The 26,092-nt window shown below is 59.5% G+C and carries 24 protein-coding genes and 1 tRNA gene; 11 read left to right on the top strand and 14 right to left on the bottom strand.

The window, feature by feature from the left end; translation table 11 throughout:
* The first annotated feature begins 38 nt into the window (after positions 1–38).
* Positions 39–1,595, top strand: coding sequence for a phospholipase D family protein (locus FMN52_RS09520; protein WP_148608417.1), 1,557 nt, complete (start codon positions 39–41; stop codon positions 1,593–1,595).
* Positions 1,596–1,690: 95 nt separating this feature from the next.
* On the opposite strand, the gene FMN52_RS09515 is transcribed toward FMN52_RS09520, so the two are convergent.
* From FMN52_RS09515 to def, 8 genes are all read right to left on the bottom strand, one after another.
* Positions 1,691–1,767: transfer RNA gene (locus FMN52_RS09515), tRNA-Pro, on the bottom strand.
* A gap of 35 nt (positions 1,768–1,802) precedes the next feature.
* Positions 1,803–2,360, bottom strand: a complete 558-nt coding sequence (gmhB, locus tag FMN52_RS09510; protein WP_148608416.1) for a D-glycero-beta-D-manno-heptose 1,7-bisphosphate 7-phosphatase — start codon at positions 2,358–2,360, stop codon at positions 1,803–1,805.
* A 28-nt stretch (positions 2,361–2,388) separates the two neighbouring features.
* The gene (gene glyS, locus FMN52_RS09505; RefSeq protein ID WP_148608415.1) at positions 2,389–4,470 is read right to left on the bottom strand and encodes a glycine--tRNA ligase subunit beta; all 2,082 of its coding nucleotides are present in this window, start codon (positions 4,468–4,470) and stop codon (positions 2,389–2,391) included.
* A 2-nt stretch (positions 4,471–4,472) separates the two neighbouring features.
* A complete protein-coding gene (glyQ, locus tag FMN52_RS09500; protein ID WP_148608414.1) occupies positions 4,473–5,498 on the bottom strand; it encodes a glycine--tRNA ligase subunit alpha in 1,026 nt (341 codons plus the stop codon).
* 101 nt (positions 5,499–5,599) lie between these two features.
* Positions 5,600–7,003, bottom strand: a complete 1,404-nt coding sequence (trkA, locus tag FMN52_RS09495; RefSeq protein ID WP_148608413.1) for a Trk system potassium transporter TrkA — start codon at positions 7,001–7,003, stop codon at positions 5,600–5,602.
* On the bottom strand, positions 7,000–8,301 hold the full coding sequence (gene rsmB, locus FMN52_RS09490) for a 16S rRNA (cytosine(967)-C(5))-methyltransferase RsmB (RefSeq protein ID WP_148608412.1): 1,302 nt from the start codon (positions 8,299–8,301) through the stop codon (positions 7,000–7,002). Before rsmB ends, trkA begins: the two co-directional genes overlap by 4 nt.
* 1 nt (position 8,302) lies before the next feature.
* Positions 8,303–9,238, bottom strand: coding sequence for a methionyl-tRNA formyltransferase (fmt, locus tag FMN52_RS09485; RefSeq protein ID WP_148608411.1), 936 nt, complete (start codon positions 9,236–9,238; stop codon positions 8,303–8,305).
* A gap of 92 nt (positions 9,239–9,330) precedes the next feature.
* Positions 9,331–9,834 (bottom strand): peptide deformylase, encoded by a 504-nt coding sequence (def, locus tag FMN52_RS09480; protein WP_148608410.1) that lies wholly within the window; start codon positions 9,832–9,834, stop codon positions 9,331–9,333.
* A gap of 419 nt (positions 9,835–10,253) precedes the next feature.
* Here def and FMN52_RS09475 point away from each other — a divergent pair, with 419 nt between their 5' ends.
* The 8 genes from FMN52_RS09475 to FMN52_RS09440 all read left to right on the top strand — a co-directional run bounded on the left by FMN52_RS09475 (position 10,254) and on the right by FMN52_RS09440 (position 16,953).
* Entirely contained in the window at positions 10,254–11,270 is a 1,017-nt protein-coding gene (locus FMN52_RS09475; protein ID WP_148608409.1) for a LysM peptidoglycan-binding domain-containing protein, read from the top strand.
* A 71-nt stretch (positions 11,271–11,341) separates the two neighbouring features.
* On the top strand, positions 11,342–12,484 hold the full coding sequence (dprA, locus tag FMN52_RS09470) for a DNA-processing protein DprA (RefSeq protein WP_148608408.1): 1,143 nt from the start codon (positions 11,342–11,344) through the stop codon (positions 12,482–12,484).
* A 43-nt stretch (positions 12,485–12,527) separates the two neighbouring features.
* Positions 12,528–13,100, top strand: coding sequence for an L-threonylcarbamoyladenylate synthase (locus tag FMN52_RS09465; protein WP_148608407.1), 573 nt, complete (start codon positions 12,528–12,530; stop codon positions 13,098–13,100).
* A gap of 8 nt (positions 13,101–13,108) precedes the next feature.
* A complete protein-coding gene (gene hemF, locus FMN52_RS09460; protein ID WP_148608406.1) occupies positions 13,109–14,035 on the top strand; it encodes an oxygen-dependent coproporphyrinogen oxidase in 927 nt (308 codons plus the stop codon).
* A complete protein-coding gene (gene aroE, locus FMN52_RS09455) occupies positions 14,028–14,855 on the top strand; it encodes a shikimate dehydrogenase (RefSeq protein WP_148608405.1) in 828 nt (275 codons plus the stop codon). Before hemF ends, aroE begins: the two co-directional genes overlap by 8 nt.
* A 55-nt stretch (positions 14,856–14,910) precedes the next feature.
* Positions 14,911–15,684, top strand: a complete 774-nt coding sequence (locus FMN52_RS09450; protein ID WP_148608404.1) for a MotA/TolQ/ExbB proton channel family protein — start codon at positions 14,911–14,913, stop codon at positions 15,682–15,684.
* Positions 15,685–15,688: 4 nt separating this feature from the next.
* A complete protein-coding gene (locus FMN52_RS09445) occupies positions 15,689–16,522 on the top strand; it encodes a flagellar motor protein MotB (RefSeq protein ID WP_148608403.1) in 834 nt (277 codons plus the stop codon).
* 113 nt (positions 16,523–16,635) lie between these two features.
* A complete protein-coding gene (locus FMN52_RS09440) occupies positions 16,636–16,953 on the top strand; it encodes a PA4642 family protein (RefSeq protein WP_148608402.1) in 318 nt (105 codons plus the stop codon).
* Between the two features lie 7 nt (positions 16,954–16,960).
* On the opposite strand, the gene FMN52_RS09435 is transcribed toward FMN52_RS09440, so the two are convergent.
* From FMN52_RS09435 to FMN52_RS09420, 4 genes are all read right to left on the bottom strand, one after another.
* On the bottom strand, positions 16,961–18,511 hold the full coding sequence (locus FMN52_RS09435) for a sulfatase (protein ID WP_240339446.1): 1,551 nt from the start codon (positions 18,509–18,511) through the stop codon (positions 16,961–16,963).
* Complete coding sequence (gene mdoH / locus FMN52_RS09430) at positions 18,508–20,619, bottom strand: glucans biosynthesis glucosyltransferase MdoH (RefSeq protein ID WP_240339445.1); 2,112 nt, start codon at positions 20,617–20,619, stop codon at positions 18,508–18,510. Before mdoH ends, FMN52_RS09435 begins: the two co-directional genes overlap by 4 nt.
* The gene (locus FMN52_RS09425; RefSeq protein WP_148608400.1) at positions 20,612–20,857 is read right to left on the bottom strand and encodes a hypothetical protein; all 246 of its coding nucleotides are present in this window, start codon (positions 20,855–20,857) and stop codon (positions 20,612–20,614) included. Before FMN52_RS09425 ends, mdoH begins: the two co-directional genes overlap by 8 nt.
* A gap of 65 nt (positions 20,858–20,922) precedes the next feature.
* A complete protein-coding gene (locus FMN52_RS09420; RefSeq protein WP_148608399.1) occupies positions 20,923–21,459 on the bottom strand; it encodes a gamma carbonic anhydrase family protein in 537 nt (178 codons plus the stop codon).
* Positions 21,460–21,670: 211 nt separating this feature from the next.
* On the opposite strand from FMN52_RS09420, the gene prlC reads away from it, so the two are divergent.
* On the top strand, positions 21,671–23,716 hold the full coding sequence (gene prlC / locus FMN52_RS09415; RefSeq protein ID WP_148608398.1) for an oligopeptidase A: 2,046 nt from the start codon (positions 21,671–21,673) through the stop codon (positions 23,714–23,716).
* 136 nt (positions 23,717–23,852) lie between these two features.
* Positions 23,853–24,110 (top strand): YheV family putative zinc ribbon protein, encoded by a 258-nt coding sequence (locus FMN52_RS09410; RefSeq protein ID WP_008176700.1) that lies wholly within the window; start codon positions 23,853–23,855, stop codon positions 24,108–24,110.
* Between the two features lie 170 nt (positions 24,111–24,280).
* Here the strand turns inward: FMN52_RS09410 and FMN52_RS09405 are convergent, their stop codons facing one another.
* Positions 24,281–25,603, bottom strand: a complete 1,323-nt coding sequence (locus FMN52_RS09405; RefSeq protein ID WP_148608397.1) for a Na+/H+ antiporter family protein — start codon at positions 25,601–25,603, stop codon at positions 24,281–24,283.
* A 116-nt stretch (positions 25,604–25,719) separates the two neighbouring features.
* Entirely contained in the window at positions 25,720–25,950 is a 231-nt protein-coding gene (locus FMN52_RS09400; protein ID WP_148608396.1) for a DUF1653 domain-containing protein, read from the bottom strand.
* Between the last annotated feature and the right edge of the window lie 142 nt (positions 25,951–26,092).

Raw genomic sequence — 26,092 nt, 5'->3', positions numbered from 1 at the left:
AGACTCTCTCAATCTCGACCTGGATGGCCCGATGCAAAATGACTGAAAGCCGAACTTTTACCCTTCTTGCACTGCTACTGCTGCCAGGTCTGCTGGCAGGTTGTGCGTTGCCATCCCTGAAAGACCGCTCACAGTCTGTCGCATTCCTTCAGGAGCAGACGGCAGATACGCGCCTTGGCAGCGCAGTTGGCAGAGAAATTGAAACCCATCCCGATCTCAGTGGTATTACAACGCTGGAGCATCCACTGGACGCTTTCGTTGCCCGCGCTTTGCTCGCTGAGGCCAGCGAGAGATCCCTGGATGTTCAGTACTACATCTGGCGGGACGATATTACCGGCCAGCTGCTTCTGTACTCGCTATATCGCGCGGCCGAACGCGGCGTTCGGGTTCGGCTGCTTCTGGACGACAACGGCATCGCGGGCATGGACGATTTCCTGGCGGCGTTAAATCATCACGACAACATCGAAGTTAGGCTGTTCAATCCGTTTGTGATCCGTAGTTCCCGGACTTTGGGCTTTCTGACCGATTTTGGACGCCTGAACCACCGAATGCACAACAAGTCATTCACGGCTGACAACCAGGCCGCCATTATTGGCGGCCGGAACATTGCCGACGAGTATTTCGGGGTGGGTGGCGGTACCCTTTTCGCGGATCTGGATGTTTTGGCGATCGGGCCAGTCGTGGAGCGTGTTTCCAGGGATTTTGATCGCTACTGGGCGAGTCAGTCCGCGTACCCGGCGGATCGATTGCTGGCAGGCGCCGATGATGAGGACCTGGATGCCATGGCGGCAAATCTCGCTTCTGTTCAACAGGATACTGAAGCCCGGCGCTTTGTGGCTGGTTTGCAAAATTCGGATTTTCTCAGGGAATTGCTGGACCGGGAGGTCTCTTTCATCTGGGCGCCGGTAGAGATGGTGAGCGACGATCCTGCCAAGGCGCAGGGGCTCGAAGGAGAGCAGGGTCTATTGAGCCAACAGTTGGCCATGGCGCTGGGTGAACCTGAAAAGACAGTGACCCTGGTTTCGCCCTACTTCGTTCCCGGTAATCGTGGCGTCGAGCTATTCCGCGACCTTGAAAGCGCTGGTGTGCAGGTGCGGATTCTCACCAACTCCTTGGAAGCCAACGACGTCGCTCTGGTGCATTCAGGCTATGCGAAATATCGGAAGGCTTTATTAAAGGCGGGTGTTGAGTTGTTCGAGTTGCGTAAATTCAGGTCGGAGGATGAAGACGAAAAGCCGAGCCCTGGTGGCATTGCCGGCAGCTCTGCCGCCAGCCTTCACGCTAAAACCTTTGCGGTGGATGGCGAGACGCTCTTTGTTGGTTCCTTCAATTTCGACCCCCGTTCAGCGAACCTCAACACCGAACTCGGGTTTCTGATCAAGAGCCCGGAACTGGCGACTGCCCTTGAGTCTGGCTTTCCCGACAAAGTCAGGCTGGCGGCTTACGAGGTTGTGCTGGATGAAGAGGGTGATCTTCGGTGGCTGGAATTCACAGGAACAGACATGATTGAGCACCGCCGCGAGCCGAATACCGGCCCTTTCAAACGGGCATTGGTGTATCTGTTCTCTTTGTTGCCCTTGGAGCCATTGCTCTAGTTAGGTAATCAGCGCTGTGATTGCCGCGTCGACGTTGAGGTGATCTTTTGCTGCGTACTGATAGGGGCAAAACAGGAGGGGAATAAACGGGAAAGTGGTCGGCGTGGCAGGATTCGAACCTGCGACCCCTTCGTCCCGAACGAAGTGCGCTACCAAGCTGCGCCACACGCCGATCAACGGCCGGTATTATACGGATTCGCTTTGGTTTTACCAGCCCTCGGCGGATAAAAGGGCATCCGTAAATTTGCTCAGATTATCGTAGATACTGACATTGGCGCCGGGTATGGGCCGGGCGTCCAGATGGCGTTCGGTGTCCAGGCCGTTACCGGTTCGCACCAGTACCGGACGACACCTTTCAGCGTGGCCGGCTTCCAGGTCCTTACGGCTGTCTCCCACCATGATGACGCCTTCCAGGTTGGCGAGATGGAAATGCTCCCGGATCTGCTCCAGCAGGCCGGTCAGTGGCTTGCGGCAGCAGCATTGGTCGTCGGGGTGGTGGGGGCAGTAGGCGATGAAATCGATGCAGCCACCTTGCGCTTCCACCAGCTGCTCGAGTTTTTCGTGCATGGCATCCAGTTCGTCGGTGTCGTAATAACCCCGCCCGATGCCGGACTGGTTGGTGGCAATGGCAATGCGGTGCCCGGCATTACAGAGTCGGGCCACCGCTTCTACGCTACCGGGAATGGGGTGCCATTCATCCGCTGAGCAGATGTAGTTGCCATCGTACTCGTTGATGACCCCGTCCCGATCCAGAATGATCAGCATCGCTGCGCGCGCGTTCCTTCGGCCGATCTCAGCCTGCTGTGGGCAGCAGGGAGATATCGGCAACGCGCAGGAACAGGTTGCGCAGACGGTTCAGCAGGGCCAGTCGGTTGCTCCGGATGGCGTCGTCGTCGGCCATAACCATCACCTCATCAAAGAAGTTGTCCACCGGTTCCCGCAGGCTGGCCAGCGAGCTCAAAGCGCTGGCGTAGTCGCCGTTCTCGAACAGTGGCAGGACCTTGGCAGCCTGCTGATCGACCTGCTCGGCCAGGGCTTTCTCAGCGCTGTCCTGCAGCAGGCTGGCATTAACGGTTTCACCGATGCTGTCACCACCCTGCTTGGTCAGGATGTTCGAAACCCGCTTGTTGGCGCCGGCCAGGGCCTGCGCTTCGGGCAGCTGGCGGAAGGCTTCCACAGCTTTTACCCGGCGGTCGAAATCCAGCGGGCGGGTCGGACGGCGGGCATGGACTGCCAGGTAAACCTCGGCACCAATGCCCTGTTCGTCGTAGTGGGCACGGAAGCGCTCCAGCATGTAGTCCACCACGGTGCTCGCGGTGTTCTGCTCGGTCAGTACCGTGAAGTTCTCTTCGGCCCACTCGCAGCATGTCTGCAGGTCCAGCGGCAGCTCGCGCTCGATGATAATGCGTAGCACCCCGAGAGACGCGCGGCGCAGAGCGAAGGGATCTCGGGTGCCCGATGGCGGCTGGTTGATGCCGAACAGGCCCACCAGGGAATCCAGGCGGTCCGCGATGGCAATGGCACAGCCGGTCAGTGTCGTTGGCAGGTCGTCGCCGGCGAAACGGGGCATGTACTGCTCGTTCAGCGCCTTGGCCACGTCTTCCGGTTCACCGTCGTTGGCGGCGTAGTACTGACCCATGATGCCCTGAAGATCTGTGAACTCCAGAACCATTTCGGTGACCAGATCGGTCTTCGCCAGCATGGCCGCGCGCTCGGCCAGGGCCGGATCACTGCCGATGGCGTCGGCGATCTTCTTGGCCAGGGCGGCAACGCGCACAGACTTGTCGTAGATGCTGCCCAGTTTTTCCTGGAACACGATGGGCTTGAGGGCGTCGATGCGATCCTCGAGCTTGGTCTTCCGGTCGGTTTCATAGAAGAACGCGGCGTCGGACAGCCGGGGCCGGATCACTTTCTCGTTACCGGAAACAACCTGTGACGGATCCTTGCTCTCGATGTTCGCAACGGTGATGAACAGCGGCAGCATTTCCCCGTCGGCGGCCACCACGTGGAAGTACTTCTGGTGTTCCTTCATGGAGGAGATCAGCGCTTCCGCAGGAACCTCGAGGAACCGCTCCTCAAAGCGCCCCATCAAGGGTACCGGCCATTCGTTCAGTGCGGTGACCTCGTCCAGCAGGTCCTCATCAATGACGGCCTTGCCACCGGCTTCCTTCTCGGCCAGTTCGGTCACGCCGGCACGGATCTGCTCCCGGCGCTCGGCGAAATCGGCAATGACGTAGCCTTCCTGCTTGAGGATGACTTCGTAATCGTTTGGCGTGGGCACGATCAGGGACTTGGGGCAATGGAAGCGATGGCCGCGGGTCTTGTTGCCAGGGTTCAGGCCCATGATCTGCGCCTCAATGACCTTGTTGCCAAACAGCATCACGACCCAGTGCACCGGGCGGACAAATTCGGTGCGGTGTGCACCCCAGCGCATGCGCTTGGGAATCGGCAGGCCTGCGAGGGATTGCTCCACCAGTTCCGGCATCAGCTCTACTGTGGGCTTGCCCTGCTCTACCGTGCGGTAGACCACCCAGGCACCCTTGTCGGTTTCCAGAGTGTCGAGCTGGTCCGGGGTAACACCCAGGGAGGTTGCGAAGCCGGTGAGCGCGCGGGTCGGGTTGCCGGCATCGTCAAAGGCCGCCTTGACGGCAGGGCCACGCTTTTCCACCGACTTGTCCGGCTGGGAGTCCGCCAGATTCCGGATACGCACGGCCAGACGGCGCGGAGCGGCAAAGGCTTCAACCTTGCCGAATTCGATTCCCGCCTCTTCGAGACCCCGGGCAATGCCCTGGGTGAAGGCGTCAGACAGCGGCTTGAGGGCTTTGGGGGGCAGCTCTTCGGTGCCCAGTTCGACCAGAAAATCCTGTTTAGCCATGGTTATGCGTTCCCCTGTTCCTGCTGTGCCTTCTTCGCTTTCTTGCCCTTTTTGCTTTTCGCCTTGTCGTCGGCGGCCTCAGCGGCAGCAAGCACTTCCTTACGCAACGCCTCGGGGGCGAGCGGGAAGCCGAGCGAGCGACGGCTGTCGAAATACGCCTGGGCGACTGCACGAGCCAGGGTGCGAACCCGCAGGATGAAGCGCTGACGCTCGGTTACCGAGATGGCATGGCGGGCGTCCAGCAGGTTGAAGGTGTGAGAGGCTTTGAGTACCTGTTCGTAGGCCGGCAGGGCCAGGCCGGCTTCGATCAGCCGGGCGCTTTCCCGCTCGTGAACGTCGAAGCTGTGGAACAGGAACTCGGTATCGGCGTGCTCGAAGTTGTAGGTGGACATTTCCACTTCCTGCTGGTGGAACACGTCACCATAGGTGACGACACCGTCAGGGCCTTCCGTCCAGACCAGGTCGTAGACGCTGTCGACGCCCTGCAGGTACATGGCGATCCGCTCGAGACCGTAAGTGAGCTCGCCGGTGACCGGGAAGCATTCCAGGCCACCCACCTGCTGGAAGTAGGTGAACTGAGTCACTTCCATACCGTTCAGCCAGATTTCCCAGCCCAGGCCCCAGGCGCCGAGTGTGGGTGACTCCCAGTTGTCTTCCACAAACCGGATGTCGTGCACCAGCGGATCAAGCCCCAAGGCCTTCAGGGAATCCAGATAAAGTTCCTGAATATTGTCCGGCGACGGTTTCAGAACCACCTGGAACTGGTAGTAATGCTGCAGGCGATTGGGGTTCTCACCGTAGCGGCCGTCAGTGGGGCGGCGGCTGGGCTGAACGTAGGCGGCGTTCCAGGTTTCCGGCCCGATGGCACGCAGGAAGGTGGCCGGGTGGAAGGTGCCCGCACCCACTTCCATATCCAGTGGCTGGAGGACCACGCAGCCGTGCTGCGCCCAGAAATTCTGCAGAGCCAGGATCAGGCCCTGAAAGGTCCCGAGATCCGGAGTTGTCTGTTTCGTTGCCTTGTCTGTCACGACGGTTGCCTGCTGATCAGTCTGTGTGTGGCGCCCCGGTTATCCTTCGGGGCACTCCGAAAAAAGGCGCATTATACGCGTGCTGGCTGTGTATTTCTAAGTCAGAAGAAGGTAAGACCCACCTGGAACAGTTTTTCCACATCCCGGATGCGGGTTTTGTCCACCAGGAACAGGATGACGTGGTCATCCGGCTGGATCCGGAGGTGATCATGGGCGATCAATACTTCATTCCGGCGTACGATGGCACCGATGGTAGTACCTTCCGGCAGGTTGATCTCATCCAGCCGTTTGCCAACCACTTTCGAGGACCGGTGATCCCCATGGGCAATGGCTTCGATCGCCTCCGCTGCGCCCCTGCGCAGTGAGTGAACGTTCACAACGTCGCCCCTGCGGACGTGGGTCAGGAGACTGCCGATGGTGGTCTGCTGGGGCGAGATGGCCACATCGATGTCGCCACCCTGAATCAGGTCCACGTAGTCCGGATTGTTGATCAGGGTGAGAACCTTGCGTGCCCCGAGGCGTTTGGCCAGTAGTGAGGCCATGATGTTGGCCTCATCGTCGTTGGTCACGGCGCAGAACACATCGGTATTCTCGATGTTTTCTTCCAGCAGGATGTCCTTATTGGCGGCGTTGCCCTCCAGCACCACGGTTTTCCGCAGCTTCTCCGAGAGCATCACGCAGCGTTCGTGGTCCCGCTCCAGCAGCTTGACCTGGTAGCGGTTTTCCAGGGTATGGGCCAGCCGTTGGCCGATGTTGCCGCCACCGCAAATAAAGATTCGCTTGTAGGGTTTTATCAGCGGTTGCAGTTCGCTCATCACCGACTTGATGTGATCGCCAGCGGCAATAAAAAAGACCTCATCACCGTCTTCAATGACGGTGTCGCCCTCGGGCATGATCGCCCGGTCTTTCCGAAAGATGGCTGCCACCCGGGTATCGATCTTGGGCATGTGGGTACGCAGGTATGACAACTCGTGTCCGACCAGGGGGCCACCCCGGGCGGCGCGGATGGCCACCAGGCGAGTCAGGCCCTTGGAGAATTCCAGGACCTGCAGGGCGCCAGGATTCTCGATCAACCGGGTAATGTGCTTGGTCACCAGATGTTCCGGGCTGATCAGCACGTCAATGGGAAAGCCCCGCAGGCTGTCGAGATCTTTGGTCTGATCGCGCTGGTAGAACAGCTCGGATTTAGCCAGATAGGCCCCGGCTCGCACCCGGCAAATGGTGGTGGGGGTCTTGTACAGCAGCTTGGCCACCTGGCAGGCCACCATGTTGGTTTCGTCGCTGTTGGTAACGGCAATGAGCATGTCGGCGTCTTCTGCCCCGGCCTGTCGCAGTGCCGTGGGGTAGGACGCCGCACCCTGGACGGTGCGGATGTCGAGCCGGTCCTGCAGTTCACGCAGCCGGGCACCATCGTTGTCGATGATGGTGATGTCGTTGGCTTCGTTGGCGAGGTTTTCGGCGAGTGTACCGCCGACCTGGCCAGCACCGAGAATCAGGATCTTCATGGTTCGGGTTTCTCCAGCACGGCATAGAAGAAGCCGTCATGGCTGTCGGGATCCGGGAGAAGCTGCCGCCCCGCACCCATATCGCGTCCCCATTGAGCGTCTGGCTCAACAAGTATGGCATCGGTCTGCTGCTTGCAGAACCGCTGAATTATACGGTGGTTTTCCTGGGGGAACACCGAGCAGGTGGCATACACCAACCGGCCCCCGGGTTTCAGGATAGCCCACATGGCGTCCAGCAGCCCAAGCTGTATGGCGGCTAGCGGGGTAATGTCGGATTCTCTCCGCAACAGTTTGATGTCCGGATGGCGGCGAATAACGCCGCTGGCGCTGCAGGGGACATCCAGCAGAATGCGGTCGAATGCATCGCCGTCCCACCATTGGTCGGTCGCGGCCGCATCGGCCTGTTTCAGGGTGGCATTGAGGTCCAGTCGATCCAGGTTCTCCTGCACCCGGGGCAGGCGGTCGGCGGATTCGTCAATGGCGACCACTTCTGCCAGCTCGCTGCAGTTTTCCAGAATTGCACAGGTCTTGCCCCCCGGAGCGGCGCAGGCATCGAGAACTCTCTGGCCCGGGGCCAGTTCCAAGAGGGTCGTGCACAGCTGTGCCGCCTCGTCCTGCACGCTGACGGCGCCATCGGCGAACCAGGGTAGCCGGTCAACGGGCACGGGATTAGCCAGTTGAATGCCGTGGGGTGCGAATCGGGTCGGGCTCGCCTCGATACCGGCGTCCGCCAGCAGGCCAAGATACTCATCCCGACCAAACCGCAGGGCGTTCACCCGCAGGGTCATGGGAGCCTGTGAATTGTTGGCTGTCAGAATGTTCTGCCAGTCTTCCGGCCAGTTGTGACGGAGCTTTTCCACCATCCACACCGGATGACTGAATCGGGCTGAATCGTCCGCCGGTTTCTGCTCGCCTTCGCGCTCCGCAGCCCTCAGGACACCATTCACCAGCCCGGTCAGATGGGGTTTTTCCAGAGCCCGGCAGGCTTCCACGGTTTCATTGAGTACTGCGTAGGTGGCCTGCTGACTGAAGCGCAACTGGAACAGGGCTACCAGCATCAGGTGATGAATGATGCGATCCGGCTTGCGTAGAGGTTTTTTGAGCCGGCTGTTGAGTTCGCCATCGAGGCGGTGGAACCATCGGCAGGTGCCATAGCAGAGCGCCTGGAGTTCGGGGCGTTCATTCGCGGGCAGGCAGTTCAGGGCCGGCGGCAGGCATTGGGACAGGGACTGGCCATTCTCCACCGCCAGCATGACGCCGGCGGCGATAGCGCGCATGGGCTGTTGTCGTTCGCCCATGTCAGCGCAGCTCCTGGCCGGGCATAAGGAGTTCCTTACCGCCATTGATCAGGTCGTTCACGCTCTGGGCACGGGAGCCCGGCAATTGCAGGCGGGTGATTCGCAGGGTGCCGTTGCCGCAGGCAATGTCGATCCCGTCCCGATCCCGTTGCACCACGGTGCCGGGGGGAGCGTCGCTGGCGGTAACGAGAGCCCGGGCTTCGTGAATGCGGATCCGTTGATCGCCCAGGTCGGTGTAGGTACCGGGCCAGGGGTTGAAGGCACGAACCAGCCGTTCGATGGCCGTGGCGTCTGCGGACCAGTCAATATGGCCTTCGGTCTTGCTCAGTTTGCTGGCGTAGCAGGCCTGCTCGTCGTTCTGCGGTTCGCCACCGAGTTCGCCTTTCTGAAGAAGCTCCAGGGCCTTGATGATGGCCTTGCCGCCCAGGTCTGCCAGTCGGTCGTGGAGGCTGCCGCCGGTATCGCTGTTCTCAATGGTGGTCAGGGATTTCAACAGCATGGCGCCGGTATCCAGACCTTCGTCCATCTGCATGATGGTGATGCCGGTCTCCGCGTCGCCCGCGGCGATGGCCCTTTGAATGGGTGCGGCGCCGCGCCAGCGGGGCAGCAGCGAGGCGTGGATGTTCAGGCAGCCATGGGTAGGAATATCCAGCACCGCCTTCGGCAGGATCAGCCCATAGGCGGCGACGATCATCACATCCGGATTCAGATCGGCCAGCTGCTGCTGAGCTTCGGACGTTTTCAGTGTTTCGGGCTGGAAGACCGGGATTTCGTAGTCCAGAGCCACCTGCTTGACCGGGCTGGGCTGCAGCTTTCGGCCACGGCCGGCGGGACGGTCGGGCTGGGAATAAACGCCAACAATGGTGTGGCCTTCTGCAATCAGGGCGTTGAGCGCGGTTGCCGCGAAATCGGGTGTGCCAGCAAAAACAAGTCGCACGGTTTATGATCTCTGTTCCGTTGTATACGAAAAGACCGGGTCATGACCCGGTCCGGAATAGTGTCTGGTTTTTACGCTCGCCTGCAGCCTGATCAGGCGCTCTGCTTGTGTTGCTTTTCCAGCTTCTTGCGAATGCGGTTGCGCTTGAGCGAGCTGAGATAGTCAACGAACAGTTTGCCGTTCAAGTGATCCATCTCATGCTGGATACAGACGGCCAGCAAGCCTTTCGCCTCCAGTTCGAAGGGTTTTCCGTTCCGGTCCAGCGCCCGGATCATGCAGTGTTCGATCCGTTCGACGTCTTCGTAGAATCCGGGTACGGACAGGCAGCCTTCCTGCATGGCTTCCCGTTCACCTTCCAGCACTTCCACTTCGGGATTGATGAACACCCGCGGCTCGCTCTTGTCCTCGGACAGATCCATAACAATGATCTGCTTGTGAACGTTTACCTGGGTGGCCGCAAGGCCAATGCCGGGCGCATCGTACATGGTCTCGAACATGTCGTCGATCAGCTTGCGGTCGGCGTCAGTCACCTCTTCTACCGGCTTGGCAATGGTGCGCAGACGGGGATCCGGGTATTCGAGAATCTCTAGTATCATAGTACGGTCTTTTCGCCTGTATGTCGGGACGCCCGCAAGATTATGCCGGCATCTCTTTTGACTTTGCTGCTCTTTGTAACAGTGTGAAACTCATCTCCGAAATGCGACAGCGTACTGCGCAAATTTTCGCCCTGCCTCTACTATTATCGGGGCAGGGCCCCAGCTTTCAACGGCTGGACGGGGTTTTCAGCCTTTACCTGCCTATTATCCAACAATTCGTCGATTGAGTACAAACTGATCAGTTAATAGTTAAAATCTTTCAACGGCGGGATAGAATTTACTGGAAGAACAAAAGATAACATCACAATTTGCGAGACTTCTTCTATAGTAACTGGAATAACAACGTAATAAGCTGCAGGTAACTGACTGCATCCCAACAGAATGCAAAGAATCTAGGCACGCGATCAAGGACTTACACAATGAGGAAACTGCTGTACGCTCTGGCAGCAACTACGCTGCTTATAACCTCCTGGGCCCATGCTGCACCGGAGCTGCGGTCCGATCATCCCGAGCGTTACACCGTTGTGAAGGGTGACACCCTCTGGGATATTTCGGCCCGTTTTCTGAATAACCCCTGGTACTGGCCGGAAATATGGCATGTAAACCCGCAGGTCGCCAACCCTCACCTGATTTACCCCGGTGATCGCCTTGCCCTGGTTTATATCGACGGCAAGCCCCGTATTACCAAGGTTGCCAGTAACGATGTGGTGAAGCTGTCGCCGAAGGTGCGTTCCGAGCCTATCGATACGCCAATCCCGGCCATTCCGCTGGACGCCATCGGCAGCTTCCTCACTGACACCCGTATTGTCAGCCCGGAAGAGATTAACGGCGCTCCCTACGTTCTGGAGGGCGAAGACGGCCGGATTATCACGGGTGCCGGTGACAAAATCTACGCTCGCGGGGAAAAGCCGGCGGACAAGATAGGTATCTTCCGTCGCAGCAAGGAATTTCGCGATCCGGACACCGGCGAGTTCCTCGGTCTTGAAGCCCGCAGCATTGCCCGTGGTGATGTGGTCCGGGAAAACGGCGACGTGCTGACCGTAAACCTGACCAGCTCCAACGAAGAAGTGCGCATTGGCGACAGGCTTATGGTGAGCGAAGACCGCCGTCTGACCACCAGCTTCGTGCCCAGCGCTCCGAGCGAGGACATTGAAGGGCAGATGATCGCTGTCGACGGCGGTGTGAGCCAGATCGGTCAGTTTGATGTGGTTGCCATTAACCGCGGTACCCGGGAAGGTCTGGAAGCCGGTAACGTGATGGCTGTCCTGAAAAGCGGCAACCTGGTTCGTGATCCGGTGACTGGAGAAACCATCGAGCTGCCCTCCGAGCGTGCCGGGCTGCTGATGGTATTCCAGGCCTATGAAAAGATGAGCTATGGGCTGGTGCTGCAGGCCAGCCGTGCTTTGACGGTGGGTGACAAGGTTACCAACCCCTGATCGACTGAATACCGATAGACTCACAGGCCGGACCAGGAAGGTCCGGCCTCGCTGTTTTCAAGGACGATGCCGTGTTTTCCTCTTCCACAGCCCAATGGCTGTTTCTGACTTGCCTGCCAAACGTTGGCCGCACCCGTCGACGTGAACTTCTGACAGAGTTCCCTGACCTGCCTCAATTGCTCTCCATGAATGCCGCAACTTTGCGGGCTATGGGTATGGCTGCAGACGCCATAACGGCGATCCAGGCCTGGCAAAGGCGGGATGATGCTCATCCGGCTGTTCGCGAGGCCCGAACCATAACGGACGATTGCTGTAAGCATGGCATCGGTATTTTGACCTGGCCGGAAAGCGATTACCCGGAGCAGCTTCGGCACATTCACGATGCGCCTCTGGTACTTTATACCCTGGGTGATACCGGGCTTCTGGCTCGGGAGCAGATCGGCATTATCGGCAGTCGCAAGGCCACTCCCGCCGGTCTGGACCATGCCCGGCGGTTTGCTGCAGAACTCAGTCTACGGGAGTTACTCGTGACCAGCGGTCTGGCGCTGGGCATCGATGGTGCGGCCCATGCTGGCGCCCTCGATGCCGGGTTTCCGACGATAGCGGTGATTGGTTGCGGCCTGGATCGTATCTACCCAAACCAGCATCGACGCCTTGGCGAGCGGGTAATTGCCGACGGGCTGATGATGTCCGAGTATCCTCCAGGTACGCCGGCGCGGGCAGCGCACTTTCCCCAACGTAACCGGATTATCAGCGGCCTGAGCCGCGGGGTGCTGGTAGTGGAGGCAGGTCTGCGCAGTGGCTCGCTGATCACCGCGCGAATGGCGCTGGAACAGGGGCGGGAAGTATTTGCCATTCCCGGCTCGGTACACAGCCCGGTTGCCCGGGGCTGTCATCATCTGATCAAGCAGGGTGCCCGCCTGGTGGAAACGGTGGACGATATCCTTGAGGAACTGGGCGCCTGGTGGTCCCCGCCGCTCACGACGGCGTCTGTCTCTGCGCCAGAACCCAAGCAAATGGGCAACGGACTCCTGGCCGGTCTGGAGAGCCGGGAAATCGCGGTATTCGAGGCATTAGGGTATGATCCACAATCAACTGATGCACTGAGTTCAGCAACCGGTCTTCCGGCCGACCAGCTCATGCAGTCCCTGCTGCTTCTTGAGTTACAGGGCCTGATTAGTTCGGCTCCGGGGGGCTATCAGAAAGTCGCGTGAAACCGGTGTCAACATCTACCCTGATCAATTCCGATAGAGTCGTATGTCCAATTCGTATCCCCTTTCTGACTGGCAATTACACTGTGCCCGACGCACGGTATTCAGTGGTGGTGTCATCGCCTATCCCACCGAAGCGGTTTGGGGCCTGGGCTGTGATCCCTGGGATCAGGATGCGGTGGAGCGGATTCTGGAACTGAAGCAGCGGCCGGTCGAAAAGGGCGTGATTCTGGTGGCTTCATCCGTCGACCAGATACGCTTCCTGCTGGATCCCCTACCCCGAGCGCTTCAGGCCAAAGCGGAGCATCACTGGCCCGGCCCCGTAACCTGTCTGGTGCCAGACATAGAGCAGCAAATTCCGGAATGGGTCCGAGGAAAACATAGCTCCATTGCCGTCCGGGTCAGCCAACACCCTGTGGTACGGGCCCTCTGTGACGCGACGGGGATGCCCCTGGTGTCCACGTCCTGCAACCCGGCCGGGCGTCAGCCAGCCCGGCATATCTGGCAGGTCCGGGGCTACTTTGGCAATCGGCTTGACTGGATCGTGCCGGGGGCACTGGGCGGTAATCGCAAACCCAGTCGTATTATTGATATTGTCAGCGGTCAGCAACTTCGTTAGGAGCATTTATGGCACAGCAACCCGATAGCCAGGCAGTAAAGCAGTACCTGCTGGGATTGCAGGACTCTATCTGCAGCCGGCTGGAGGCTGTCGATGATGGTGCATCTTTCATTCGGGATGCCTGGGACCGACCGGAAGGTGGCGGTGGTGTCAGCCGCGTGATCACAGAAGGCCGCGTGTTCGAAAAAGGTGGCGTCAATTTCTCCCATGTGATGGGTGACACCATGCCGGCCTCGGCCACGGCCCATCGCCCGCACCTGGCCGGTGCCCCTTGGCAGGCCATGGGTGTGTCGCTGGTTATCCATCCCAACAACCCCTATGTGCCTACCTCCCATGCCAACGTCCGGTTTTTTATTGCCACGCCGAAGAACAGTGAGCCGGTGTACTGGTTTGGTGGCGGCTACGACCTCACGCCTTACTACGGTTTCGAGGAAGACTGTGTGCACTGGCACAGGACAGCCCGCGCCGCCTGTGAGCCGTTTGGAGAGGACATCTATAAGCGCTTCAAAGATTGGTGCGACGACTACTTTTACCTGAAACATCGGGATGAACCGCGGGGAGTCGGCGGGCTGTTCTTTGACGACCACAACACCGGCAACTTCGAGCAGGATTTCGGCCTGATGAAAGCCGTGGGAGACAGCTATATTGACGCCTATGAACCCATCGTCCGGCGCCGGATGGACCACCCTTTCGGGGACCGTGAGCGGGATTTTCAGCTGTATCGCCGGGGGCGGTACGTAGAGTTCAATCTGGTGTATGACCGCGGTACCCTGTTTGGCCTGCAATCCGGCGGCCGAACGGAATCCATACTGATGTCCCTGCCGCCGCTGGTGCGCTGGGACTACAACCGGACCGCCGAGGCAGGCTCAGAGGAAGCCCGGCTTACAGACTATTTCCTCACCGGCAGGGACTGGCTGGAGACCCAGGATGACTAACGAACTCTACGCGGTTGTTGGCAACCCCATCAGCCACAGCAAATCGCCCCGGATTCACAGCCTGTTCGCCAGCGAGACCGGTGAACCGGTGGAGTACACTGCTATCCAGGCGCCGCTGGATGATTTCGCTGGCACCGTGACGCAATTTTTCGAGCGGGGCGGAAAGGGTCTGAATGTAACTGTGCCTTTCAAGGAAGAAGCCTGGAAGCTGGCGGATCGCCGTACCGAGCGGGCCGAGAATGCCGGGGCAGCTAATACCTTGTACCTGGATGACAATGGTGTGCTCACGGCCGACAATACGGACGGTTGCGGCATTGTTCGTGATCTTGTCGTCAATCATGGTGTCGCTCTCAAGGACGCACGCATTCTTGTGCTGGGCGCCGGTGGTGCTGTTCGTGGTGTTCTGGGTCCGATCCTGGCGGAGCATCCTGCCTCAATAACCATTGCCAACCGGACGGTTGCCAAGGCTGAATCGCTGGTTGAGCTGTTTACATCCGTGGCGGGTGAGACCGAGCTTTTCGCCTGCGGCTTCAAACAGCCCTGTGAGCCTTTTGATCTGATCATTAACGGCACCAGTGCCAGCTTACAAGGCGATTTGCCACCGCTGTCACCAAAGGTGATTGCAGAGAAAGCCGTCATCTACGACATGATGTATTCTCTGCAGACTACGACCTTTAATCAGTGGGCACTTGAACAGGGCGCACAGACCGTCCATGACGGGCTTGGTATGCTGGTGGAGCAGGCGGCGGAATCGTTCCGGATCTGGCGCGGCATTAGCCCTGCCACACGCCCTGTCATCGAGGAATTGCGTAACGACTGAGCCGCAGCCCCCCGTTTGGGCTATGCTCAGGGTCATCATTCCGTAGGGATCTTAGATGGATATTCTTACCCTTGTAGGGCTTGTGGCTGGTGTTCTGATCGTGATTCTGGCGATGCTGGCCAACGCTTCCTTCCTGACGTTCCTGAATCTCCCAGGTCTTGCCATTGTGGTGGGCGGGACGTTCGCCGTTACCCTGGTCAAATTCCGCATGGCGTCGGTGATGAGTGCCTTTCGCCTGGCCATGTCTGCCGCCTTTACCGATCGCATGGCGCGACCGGCGGAGCTTATCCGGGAAGTGGGCTCGCTGGCTATGGTGGTGCGTAAAGAGGGCATTCTCGGCCTGGAAAACCATCAAACCGATAACGAGTTCCTCCAGAAGGCGATCAATCTGTGTGTCGATGGCCACCCACCGGAACTGGTGGAGGAGGCGCTGGCTCAGGAAACGCAGCAGACTGCTGAACGCTACGAAGTGGCTGAACGGGTGTTCCGTGGCATTGGCGAATCGGCGCCGGCCATTGGCATGCTGGGAACCCTGGTGGGGCTGGTACAAATGCTCAATACCCTGGATGACCCCTCCTCGATTGGCCCGGCCATGGCGATCGCCCTGCTCACCACGTTGTATGGTGCGTTTATTGCCCAACTGATTGCCCTGCCCCTGGCCGACAAGTTGCAGCTGAAAGCCGAGGACGAGGCCCGGAACCAGATGCTGATCCTCACCTCCATCAAGAACATCATGCGCGGTGAAAACCCCCGTGTGATGACCGAACTGCTGTCGTCGTTTGTCACCCCCGACCAGCGCACCGGCCTGGCGCCGGAGCGGGAGGCCTGAGGGTTTGGAGCTGGTTCAGAAGAAAAACAGAAAGCGCCTGCAGAACCAGACGCCGGCCTGGATCGTCACTTTTGCTGATCTCGCCACCCTGCTGCTGACCTTTTTCATATTGCTGCTGTCGTTTGCCGAAATGGACGTTGAGAAATACCGGGCCATGGCCAATTCCATGTCGGTGGCCTTTGGCTCCAGCAACGTACTGGCGGAGGATATCGGTGGCTCCCCGCTGACCATGATTGAATCAGAGACTGTCTCCCTCCCCGAGCCAACGGAATCCCAGACCAGGGAGCCTGAATTTATTGATGAGCGCGCCGAGGGTGCCGCGCCTACCCAGATTCCCGGCGGAGTGATCGACCTGGCCAGCCGGATGATCCGGGAGCTTGAATCCGAGGTGGCCTCGGAGGCCTTGAGTGTCAATTACGACCAGAACCAGGTGGTGATCCGCTTTTCTGAAGAGGCTACCTTCCGCTCCGGTGACGCGGCCATCAAGCCGGAGATGATTCCGATTATCGAGCGGGTGGTCAACGTACTCTCTTCCTGTTCCGGGGATGTCCTGGTGTCCGGCTACACCGATGACCGGCCCATTTCCAGTGGTCGTTACCGCTCAAACTGGGATCTTTCGGCGGCCCGGGCCGTATCCGTGGTGCACGAGCTGGTGATGAATCGCCAGGTACCAGCGGAGCGTGTGGTGGCGGCTGGACGTGCCGAGACCAATCCGCTGGCCCCCAACGACACTCCGGAAAACCGGGCTCTGAACCGCCGAGTGGAAATCGCCATTCGCAATCCCGAGTGCAACGATGACGTCCCGACCGGCGACCTGCCTGTTGAAATCATGCCCTGAGCCTTATATCCGGCGCGCAGATTCTCATTCGTAATCCATATAACTGTCATGCTATCAGGGCTTTATACTGTGCGCCCTATAATTGACTGGCACAGCGAAGCGAGAGTGCAACCATGAGTGGACCGGACAAGCCGAAAGTGATTGGCGAAGAATGGAGTGATGAGCGGGTCAGGAGTTTTCTGGATATCCGTCCCTGGGACTCCGCCGAGAATGCTGATTTCAATGCCCTGTTGAAAGCCTATCAGGCTATGCGGGCGGAAGACTTCGAGCGGTTTATCGGATTCTTCGTTGCCGAAGGTCGGGATCTTAATGCTGCCGGTCCAGACGGGGAAACCATTCTGGACCTGATTGCCCGGCATCGCCGCAGTGCGGATTATGCAAGGGCGCTGGAAAAGGCCGGTGCCAACAAAACGGCCACGGCCGGGGATTGATGGGGTTTCAGAGTTCCCCGAAATGACGGTGTAAAAACGGGCGGAATTGGCTCATGGTGGCGCCCGCCGTCTCCGGATCTGGCCGGATACCGGGTTGGAATCCCGGAAGCTCGCCGGACAGGAAAGGTTCCACCAGCGATGGGTCGGCACTGATGACATGAACCACCACATCCCGGCTGGCATCCTCGCCGGTGATCAGTGGTGCAGGCTGGTGGTCACCCAGGATGATCATCAGGGCGTGCTGTCTCAGATAGTGAGCGGCGAAGCCTCCGGCAACCTCCAGGGCATAGGCAATTGCCTGCCCGTAATGCTGGCGGACCCGGTCCGGATCGCGCCACAACGAAACCGGGGCTTCGCCGGCACCTTCCCAGCGCCGGAACACCTCTCCGTTGCCGATGCTTTGCCAGTCATCGAGCACCGGCAGGATCGGAACCCAGGGTGCGTGGCTGCTGATCAAGGCCAGTTCGGCGAACAGTGGCCCCTGATGAGCTTCGCGGATAGCCTGAAACCGGTGCCAGGTGTACTGGTCGGGCATGGTGACCCAGTTAAATGGCGGCCCCTGGTAATCCAGATCATCGTGATCGTAGATTCGGTCGTATCGGAACAGTCGGCCCTCGGGCCAGGCTTGGGTGATGGCTGGCATCACGGCCACGGTCTTGTGCCCGGTGCTACGGAAGTCATCGACCAGGGTGGCGTAGCCACTGCTGAGGAGGGCTTCGTAGGCAAGCTGGTTGTGGATCCACTGGCCACTGAGAACGGAAAGGTGGCCCAGCCAGGACTGGCCACCCTGGATCGGCGACTGCAGCCGGCCGGTGGCGACCGTCAGCCCCGCCGCGTCGAGTGACCGGCCCATGGCTTCAAGGCCCGGGCTGACCATGGAACGGTAGCGCTCGTCCGTGACCGTGGAGACGCCGTAGGATTCAATAAACCCCAGAATCACGTCGGTTCTCGCCAGTCCCGGCAACGGCGTCGGCTGGTTTTTCCGTCCCGGTCGAGCGCTCAGCTTTTCTGCAAAGCTCTGGGTTGTCTGGTGAGTGTGAGTGATCAGGGAGGCCTGATTGGCAACAAAGGCCAGCGCCGGGCTACCGATCCACGGGGTCACGGCTCCGGCCAGGAACAGTCCGGACATCAGCCAGAGGGGTTTCCCCAGGCGAGCCGGAGAATGATGCGCCAGCCGTTCCAGTCCATATAGAAACATCCAGCCTATCCCGGCAACTGTTGCAGCCAGCGCGAGGAGAGCCGCCAACGCCAGAACGCCTCCCAGATTGGAATCCAGCAGGTTCCAGGCCGCGTCCAGCAGGCCAAGCTCCAGATACAGGTTCAGCCCGCGGCCAAGACTTTCCCGAACCAGGGCATCTGCCAGAACAAGAAGCACCAGAAGCCCATACAGGAAAGCAAGCATCTGAGCGAGACGATACCTCTTTTCAGGCACTTTGAGCCCGCAAATGACGGCCCAGACGATCAGGGCTTCCAGGGAAAACCAGGGATTGTCCCCGGGCAATGCCAGGGAGGGCAGCAGGAATAAACCGTTCAGGAGCAGCAGCCATACCAGTATCAAGATGCTACCTCCACCCATGCCAGTTCTTCTCGGCGACGGGGCAAGGACACCGCTGCCGGGAAAGCACTTTCAACCGATTGCGCCATGCGACCCAGCACGGCCCGCCAGGGCGATTCTGGAGCGGCATGCCAGGCCCGCCAATGCAGAGCTTCCAGGGCCTCCGGATGATTGCAGATCAGGCTGAGTTCCCGGTGAGTCAGGGCCTGTTTGCCTTCTGTGGCACAGCGATCGACCAGGCGTTCCAGCGCCCGTGCTTTTCTACCGGTGGCCGGCTGAGCACCAGATCGGGAAGCCCGGGCAAAGACTGGCGACAGAACCATCTGTTCGAACCAGCTCAACCGACCCGGGTCATGGCGAAGTTGGGGTGTGGCGCTGGCCAGTTCAATCACTCTCGCGATATGACCATCCTCGGGCACTTTCAGCCAGGTATCTGTGCCGGGCTTTTGGGCCAGCCAGAAGGCCAGAGCCGGCGCCAGCAACACCGGTGCCATTACCGGCAGGGCCCAGGGCGTCAGAGTTGGCGCGTGCCAGTGAATCAGAGCAAGGGCTGTGGCTGATGACAACATAAGCGGGCCAAAGTGCTGGAAGCTGAGCCCCGGAGTGAGACCGCCGGACCGGTTCTGCCCCTGCCAGCCCACTTTGAGATTCAGCAGAGCCCGGACCACATGGAGGGTATGAACCAGCATCCGGATCGGAGCGAGCGCCAGCGCCGCCAGTGTTTCGACGAGAGTGCTGCCATAGAGCCTGAACGGGCCTCCAAACCTGGCGGTTCGTCGGGCCAGCCCGTGATCCGTCACGGCAAGAAGCCGGGGGCCAAAGAGTAGCAGTGCGGTTACCGCAGCCAGCAGGGCACCTGTGCCTGAGCCGGTTTCCGTTGTGGCCATTACGCCGGGTAGCGCAGGCTCGGGCGTCGGGCCTGCCAACGCCACGTAGCCGGATAAGCCCATGAAAATCAGCCAGAGTGGAGAAGCCAGATAGGAGAGAATGCCGGTCAGCAGGGCCATCCGGTGGGCCAATCGGATCCTCCCTAGAGTTGCCAGTAGCCACAGGTGCTGGAGATTGCCCCGACACCAGCGCCGGTCGCGGATCAGGTCGTCTTCGAGTGTCGGCGGTGATTCCTCGAAACTGCCGGCGATCGCCGGTTCCATCCATACTTCGTAGCCTGCCCGGCCCATCAGTGCAGCCTCGATGAAGTCATGGCTGAGCACCGAGCCACGGAACAGACCCGGTCCCCGAAGCTTGCGCAGGCCACAGTGGGCCATGAACGGGGCGACCCTGATGATCGCGTTATGGCCCCAGTAAGTGGCCTCGCCCAATTGTATGGCTGCCAATCCGGCACTGTAGAGTCTGCCATAACAGCGGTTGGCAAATTGTTGCAGACGGGCAAACCGGGTTTCTGCCCGGGCCAGGCGGGGTGTGGTCTGGATGATCCCCGCCTCGGGCCGGGCTTCCATGAGCTGTATCAGCCGGGTAATGCAGTTGGCACTGAGCAGACTGTCGGCATCCAGAACCACCATATAGCCGTAGCGGCGCCCCCATCGACGCAGGAAATCGGCGATATTGCCGCTTTTGTAGTTCAAGTTGATGTTGCGACGCCGGTAGAACAATTGCTGGTGGGGGCCCAATTCCTGGCGTATTTGCTCGCAGGTCGCCTGCTCCTCGAGCCAGATGTCCGGGTCCCGGCTGTCCGAGAGCACGTAAAAATCCACGAACCCCGACTGCCCCTGCTGCTCAAGGTCACGGATGATCGCTTTCAAACCACTGAGGGTATGCTGCACCGGTTCATGGCAGATGGGCATCACGACAGCGGTCGGGGCAGAGATCGACTCCGCGGGCCTACTGGGCCCTGCACGGCTGGAAAGGCTCCAGGGGTCGCCACCGAAACGAAGGGCAATGAATCCGAAAACCGCCGTCCAGAAACCCACGCCAATCCAGGCAAACAGTACCCCGAATACCGCTAGCAATGCGGCGGTAAGTCCGGAACCGGCATGATCGGGCACAGTCTGGGCAAACAGAAACACCCCGGACAGGGTCTGAGCGGTCACAAGTACGACCAGCAGGAAGCGTCGCCGGAAAGCCACCGGGCGCCAGGACCCAGTATTATTCACGGGGATACCCGATACTGGCCCGGGCTATGGGTGGCAGATGACGACCCTGACGGGGACGATGCAGGGCAAACCACTCAGGTATTTGCTTCAGTAACTGCCCGCCACCCAGGGCTGGCTGTTCAGCCCCGCGAGCCTGCAACATGCTGTGCAACCGCGCCCGGGTTTCAGGGCCGGTATCGTGGCCTGCAGCACGCAGGTACAGCATTGCTCGATCAAACGGTTCGTCCGATGTGTCCACAAGGATCTCCGGGATGCAGGATACCCCGAAACATACGGCTACGGCCTTGCCTTCAGACCACTGGTTTACTGATCGTTAAGGTAGTCATCCTTTAGCCGGACGTAGTTGGCGGCGGTGTATTTGAAAAAACCCCGCTCCTTCTCGGTCAGCGCCCGGGCTTTTTTGCAGGGTGATCCCACATACAGGTGCCCGGATTCCAGGGTTTTGCCCGGTGGCACCAGACAGCCCGCGGCAACAATCACCTCGTCCTCCACCACGGCGCCATCCATAATGATGCAGCCCATGCCAACCAGAACGCGGCTGCCAATGGTGCAGCCATGCAGCAGCGCCTTGTGGCCCACCGTTACATCATCGCCAAGCGTGAGCGGATAACCGCCGGGGTTGTAGTCACTGGCGTGGGTGATGTGCAGAACCGACCCATCCTGGATACTGCATCGATGCCCAATCCGGATTTTGTGCATATCGCCACGAACGACGGTCATCGGCCAGATGGAAACGTCGTCGCCGGTTTCCACATCGCCAATCACCACGGCACTTGGATCGACCCATGCCCGTTCCCCAAAATGTGGCGTGATACCCTTGTGTGAACGTATATTCGTCATTACATAGTACCTTTGAGGCGTTTTCTGCTCTGGAGTATGGAGCATCCGGGGGAAGCCTTTCCGAAACACGCTTCTTGCGGCACGTCCATGTGACGCTTGAGCTCCGCCATCCATGGCTCCGCACAGTTTCGGAAAGGCTTCCCCCGGATACTCCCCCAACGTTGGAGTCGCCTGAAACTACCTGAGATCTTACTAGCTGAGAAGGGGACTTATGAATAACCCGTTACTGACTGACGACCTGTTGCCGAAATTTGACCATGTGCGCACCGAACACATGGAAACGGCAATTGACCAGATTCTCAGTGAAAACCGGATGAAAATCAGCCAAATCGCAGACCAGGACGATCCCACGTGGGAAACTCTGGCGCAGCCGATGCAGGCGCTGGATGACAAGCTGAGCAACGCCTGGTCGGTGATTTCGCACCTGAACGGCGTGATGAACAACGACGAGCTGCGCAAGGTTTACAAGAACTGCCTGGAGAAGCTCACCGAGTACAGCACCCAGGTGAGTCAGAACGCCGCTCTGTGCGACGCCTACAAAAAGCTGGCCGAGCGAGAAGATTTCAAGAACCTGAACGAAGCCCAGCGCAAGTCTGTGGAGAACACCCTCCGGGATTTCCATCTGGGTGGTGTCGACCTGCCGGAAGACAAGAAAAAGCAATACGCCGAGTTGTCCCGGGAGCTGTCTGAGCTGTCCAACAAGTTCAGCGACAACGTGCTGGATGCAACCCAGCATTGGTACAAGCACATCACCGACGTGAATGAACTCGCCGGCGTCCCCGAGACCGCTATTGAGAGCGCCAAACAGGCCGCCCGCCAGAAGGAACTGGACGGCTATGTCATCACCCTGGATTTCCCCAGCTTCTTCCCGGTCATGACCTACTGTGACAACCGGGATTTGCGCCGGGAAGTCTACGAGGCCTTTGTTACCCGCGCCTCCGACCAGGGCCCGGATGCAGGCCAATGGGACAACACCCCGGTGATGGCAGAGATCCTCAAGCGCCGCCACGCCCAGGCCAAGCTGCTGGGTTTTGACAACTACGCCGAGCGCTCGCTAGCCACCAAGATGGCTCGCAGCAGCGACGAGGTGCTCGACTTCCTGAACCAGCTGGCAGCCAAGTCCAAACCCCAGGCGGAGAAGGAGTTTGCCGAGCTCAAGGCGTTCGCGAAAGATGAATATGGGGCCGAGGAGTTGCAGGCCTGGGATATCGGCTATTACAGCGAGAAGCTTCGCCAGAAGCGCTACGACATCTCCCCGGAAACCCTGCGTCCCTGGTTCCCGGTGAACAAGGTGGTGCCAGGACTCTTCCGGGTGGCAGAGAAGCTGTTCGACGTACAGATTGAAGCGAAGCCGGAAGTGGAAACCTGGCACGAAGATGCCACCGCCTACTGCATCAGCCGTAACGGCGAGCCCCTGGCCTGGTTCTATCTGGACCTGTTCGCCCGCCAGGGCAAACGTGGCGGTGCCTGGATGGCCGATTGCAGGGTGCGCTGGCGCAACCTTCGTGGCCAGCTCCAGCTGCCGGTGGCCTTCCTGACCTGTAACTTCACACCGCCGGTAAACGGCAAGCCGTCACTGCTGACCCACGATGAGGTCACCACTCTGTTCCACGAATTCGGCCACGGTCTGCATCACATGCTGACTCAGGTGGACGTGCTGGATGTGTCGGGTATCAACGGTGTCGCCTGGGACGCCGTCGAGCTGCCCAGTCAGTTCCTGGAAAACTGGTGCTGGAATCCGGAGTCTCTGGGACTGATTGCCTCGCATCACGAAACCGGCGAACCGCTCCCGGAGGACTTGCTGCAGAAGCTGCTGGCGGCCAAGAACTTCCAGTCCGGTATGGGCATGGTGCGACAGCTCGAATTCTCGTTGTTCGACTTCCGCCTGCACGCGGAGTTCACCGAGGAAGCGCCCACCAACCCGCTGGATATGCATCGCAAGGTGCGCAGCGAGATTGCCGTGGTGGAAGCCCCGGAATTCAACCGCTTCCCCAACTCCTTTTCGCACATCTTTGCCGGTGGCTATGCAGCTGGCTACTACAGCTACAAGTGGGCGGAAGTTCTGGCGGCCGATGCCTTCTCCCTGTTCGAGGAAAAAGGCATCTTCGATCCCGAGACCGGCAAAGCCTTCCTCCATAATATTCTGGAGAAAGGCGGCTCACAGGAGCCCATGGAACTGTTCAAGGCTTTCCGGGGTCGTGAACCGCAAGTGGATGCGTTGCTGAAACAGACCGGCATCGCTGACGAAGCTGCCTGAGACCATGGTGTCGGATTACGCTTTGCTAATCCGACCTACGTGATATCGGTGGCAAGACAGAGCTGATCAATGTAGGTCGGGTTAGGCTGAAGGCCGTAACCCGACAACCGCTGCCCAAATTTACGGGAGTTCTAATATGGCGAGTCCAAAACGTTTTATCGCCGGCGCCGTCTGTCCCCGCTGCGCGGAGATGGACAAGATCATGATGTTCACCACCGACGACGATGACCAGGTTCGCGAGTGCGTGGCCTGCGGCTTTACCGATGCGGTGTCTGACGCCGAACAGCCGTCCAACCCGGAGCTTGAGACGCGGGTGAACAAGCGCAAGAATGAGGACGATCACACCGTCAAGCAGGTGGTGTTCTTCAAGTCTGCTGCCGACGACGAGGATTGATCGTTAACTCTTAGCCTTCTGGTTGAGGGGGTGAGAGGCCATGGGAATGCTTTTCTTCTGGGGAAAAGCAACTCGCTTCGCTCAGACATCTTTTCCCCGCCAGAAAAGCACACCCACACCCTCGCAATTCCCCTCAACACGAAGGCTACAAGGGACGGCAAACTCCAAGCTCAGAGAACCATAGCCGCCAACCACCCGAAGCCAAGCAACGGCAAGTTGTAGTGCAGGAACGTCGGCACCACGGTATCCCAGATGTGGTTGTGCTGGCCGTCGGCGTTCAGGCCGGCGGTGGGGCCGAGGGTGGAGTCGGAGGCCGGGGAACCGGCATCGCCCAGTGCGCCGGCGGTGCCGACCAGTGCGACGATTGCCAGCGGGCTGAAGCCCAGTTGCAGGGCCAGGGGCACGTACAGGGCGGCGATGATGGGGATGGTGGAGAACGACGAGCCGATACCCATGGTGATCAGCAGGCCAACCACCAGCATCAATAGCGCGGCCATGGCCTTGTTCTCGCCGATCACGCCCACGGAGCTGTCCACCAGGCTGGCGATTTCTCCGGTTTCCCGCATCACTTCGGCAAAGCCGGAGGCGGCGATCATGATAAAGCCGATCATGGCCAGCATCTTCATGCCTTCGGTGAACAGATCGTCGGCTTCTTTCCAGCGCACCACACCGGACAGGTTAAAGAGCACGAAACCTGCGAGGGCGCCCAGGATCATGGAGCCCAGCCAGAGCTGCACCACGAAGGCGGTGACGATGGCCAACAGGGCCATCACCAGGGTGCGCGGGCTGTAGCTGGTGTCTACCCGTTCGGCCTTGGTGATGGTTTCCAGGTTATAGGTGCGATCACTGCGGTAGCTGAAAAAGACCGCAATCAGCAAGCCGCAAAGCATACCCAGTGCCGGCAGCGCCATGGCTTTCATAACGCTCAGGCCGGAGGCGTCGACGCCGTTGGCGTTGATCTTGGCGATCAGAATTTCGTTCAGGTAGATGCCGCCAAAGCCGACGGGCAAAAACATGTAGGGTGTAATCAGGCCGAAGGTCAGCACGCAGGCTACCAGGCGGCGGTCCATGTTCAGTTTTGCCATCACGTACAGCAGCGGCGGTACTACCAGGGGTATGAAGGCAATGTGGATCGGCAGGATGTTCTGGGATGAAATGGCAATGGCAAGCAGCAGGCCGATGATCAGGAAACGGATGCCATTTACTGCGGCGCCTTCCTCCTGGCGTCCGACCAGGGCCAGGGCCCTGTCGGCAAGGGCGTGGGCGAGGCCGGATTTGCCGATGGCAACCGCGAAAGCACCGAGGGTGGCATAGGACAGCGCCACGGTGGCACCGCCGCCAAGACCGCTATTGAAGGCTTCGATGGTGGCTTCCAGGGACATTCCTGCAATCAGGCCGCCAGATACGGCACCGATGATGAGGGCTACAACAACGTGGATGCGGCACAAACTCAGGACGAGCATGATCGCGACCGCGGCAACAACGGCATTCATGGCAAAACTCCGGGTAGGAATTAACGGTTAATCCGGCCCCTTGTGAGGGCCGGCATCATGAAAAGCGCGGTAATGTGCAGGAAATGGTCGCGGTAGTCAAAGCGGTTCTGTAACAGTCAGTCCTTGTCGAGACGGGCAAATCGGGGTACCTGCTCGCCGGCCATTTCCACGGTTTCCCGGAACATGCTCAGAGGACGGACCCAGAGGCTATAATCACCGTACAGACAGCGGTAGACCACCATCTGCTCTTCGGTTTCGCTGTGCCGGGCAACGCCGATGACTTCATAATCCTTGCCCTTGTAGTGTCGGTATTTACCCGGACGTATTTCGTTCTTGCGCTCGGTCATTATTGGCCTCAATGGATTCGGGCTATGCTGGCCCTGAAGTTACAGAGGACGCAGTACGCGCAACCGTTTAAACTGGAAACAATTGCAGGGATGCGTACGACTCAGTCAGGGCCTGAAAGTGTAGAACACCCGGCCGGGCCCG

Source organism: Marinobacter sp. BW6 (genome assembly GCF_008107725.1).
Classification (GTDB): domain Bacteria; phylum Pseudomonadota; class Gammaproteobacteria; order Pseudomonadales; family Oleiphilaceae; genus Marinobacter.
This window is presented reverse-complemented; position numbering and strand designations above follow the sequence as displayed.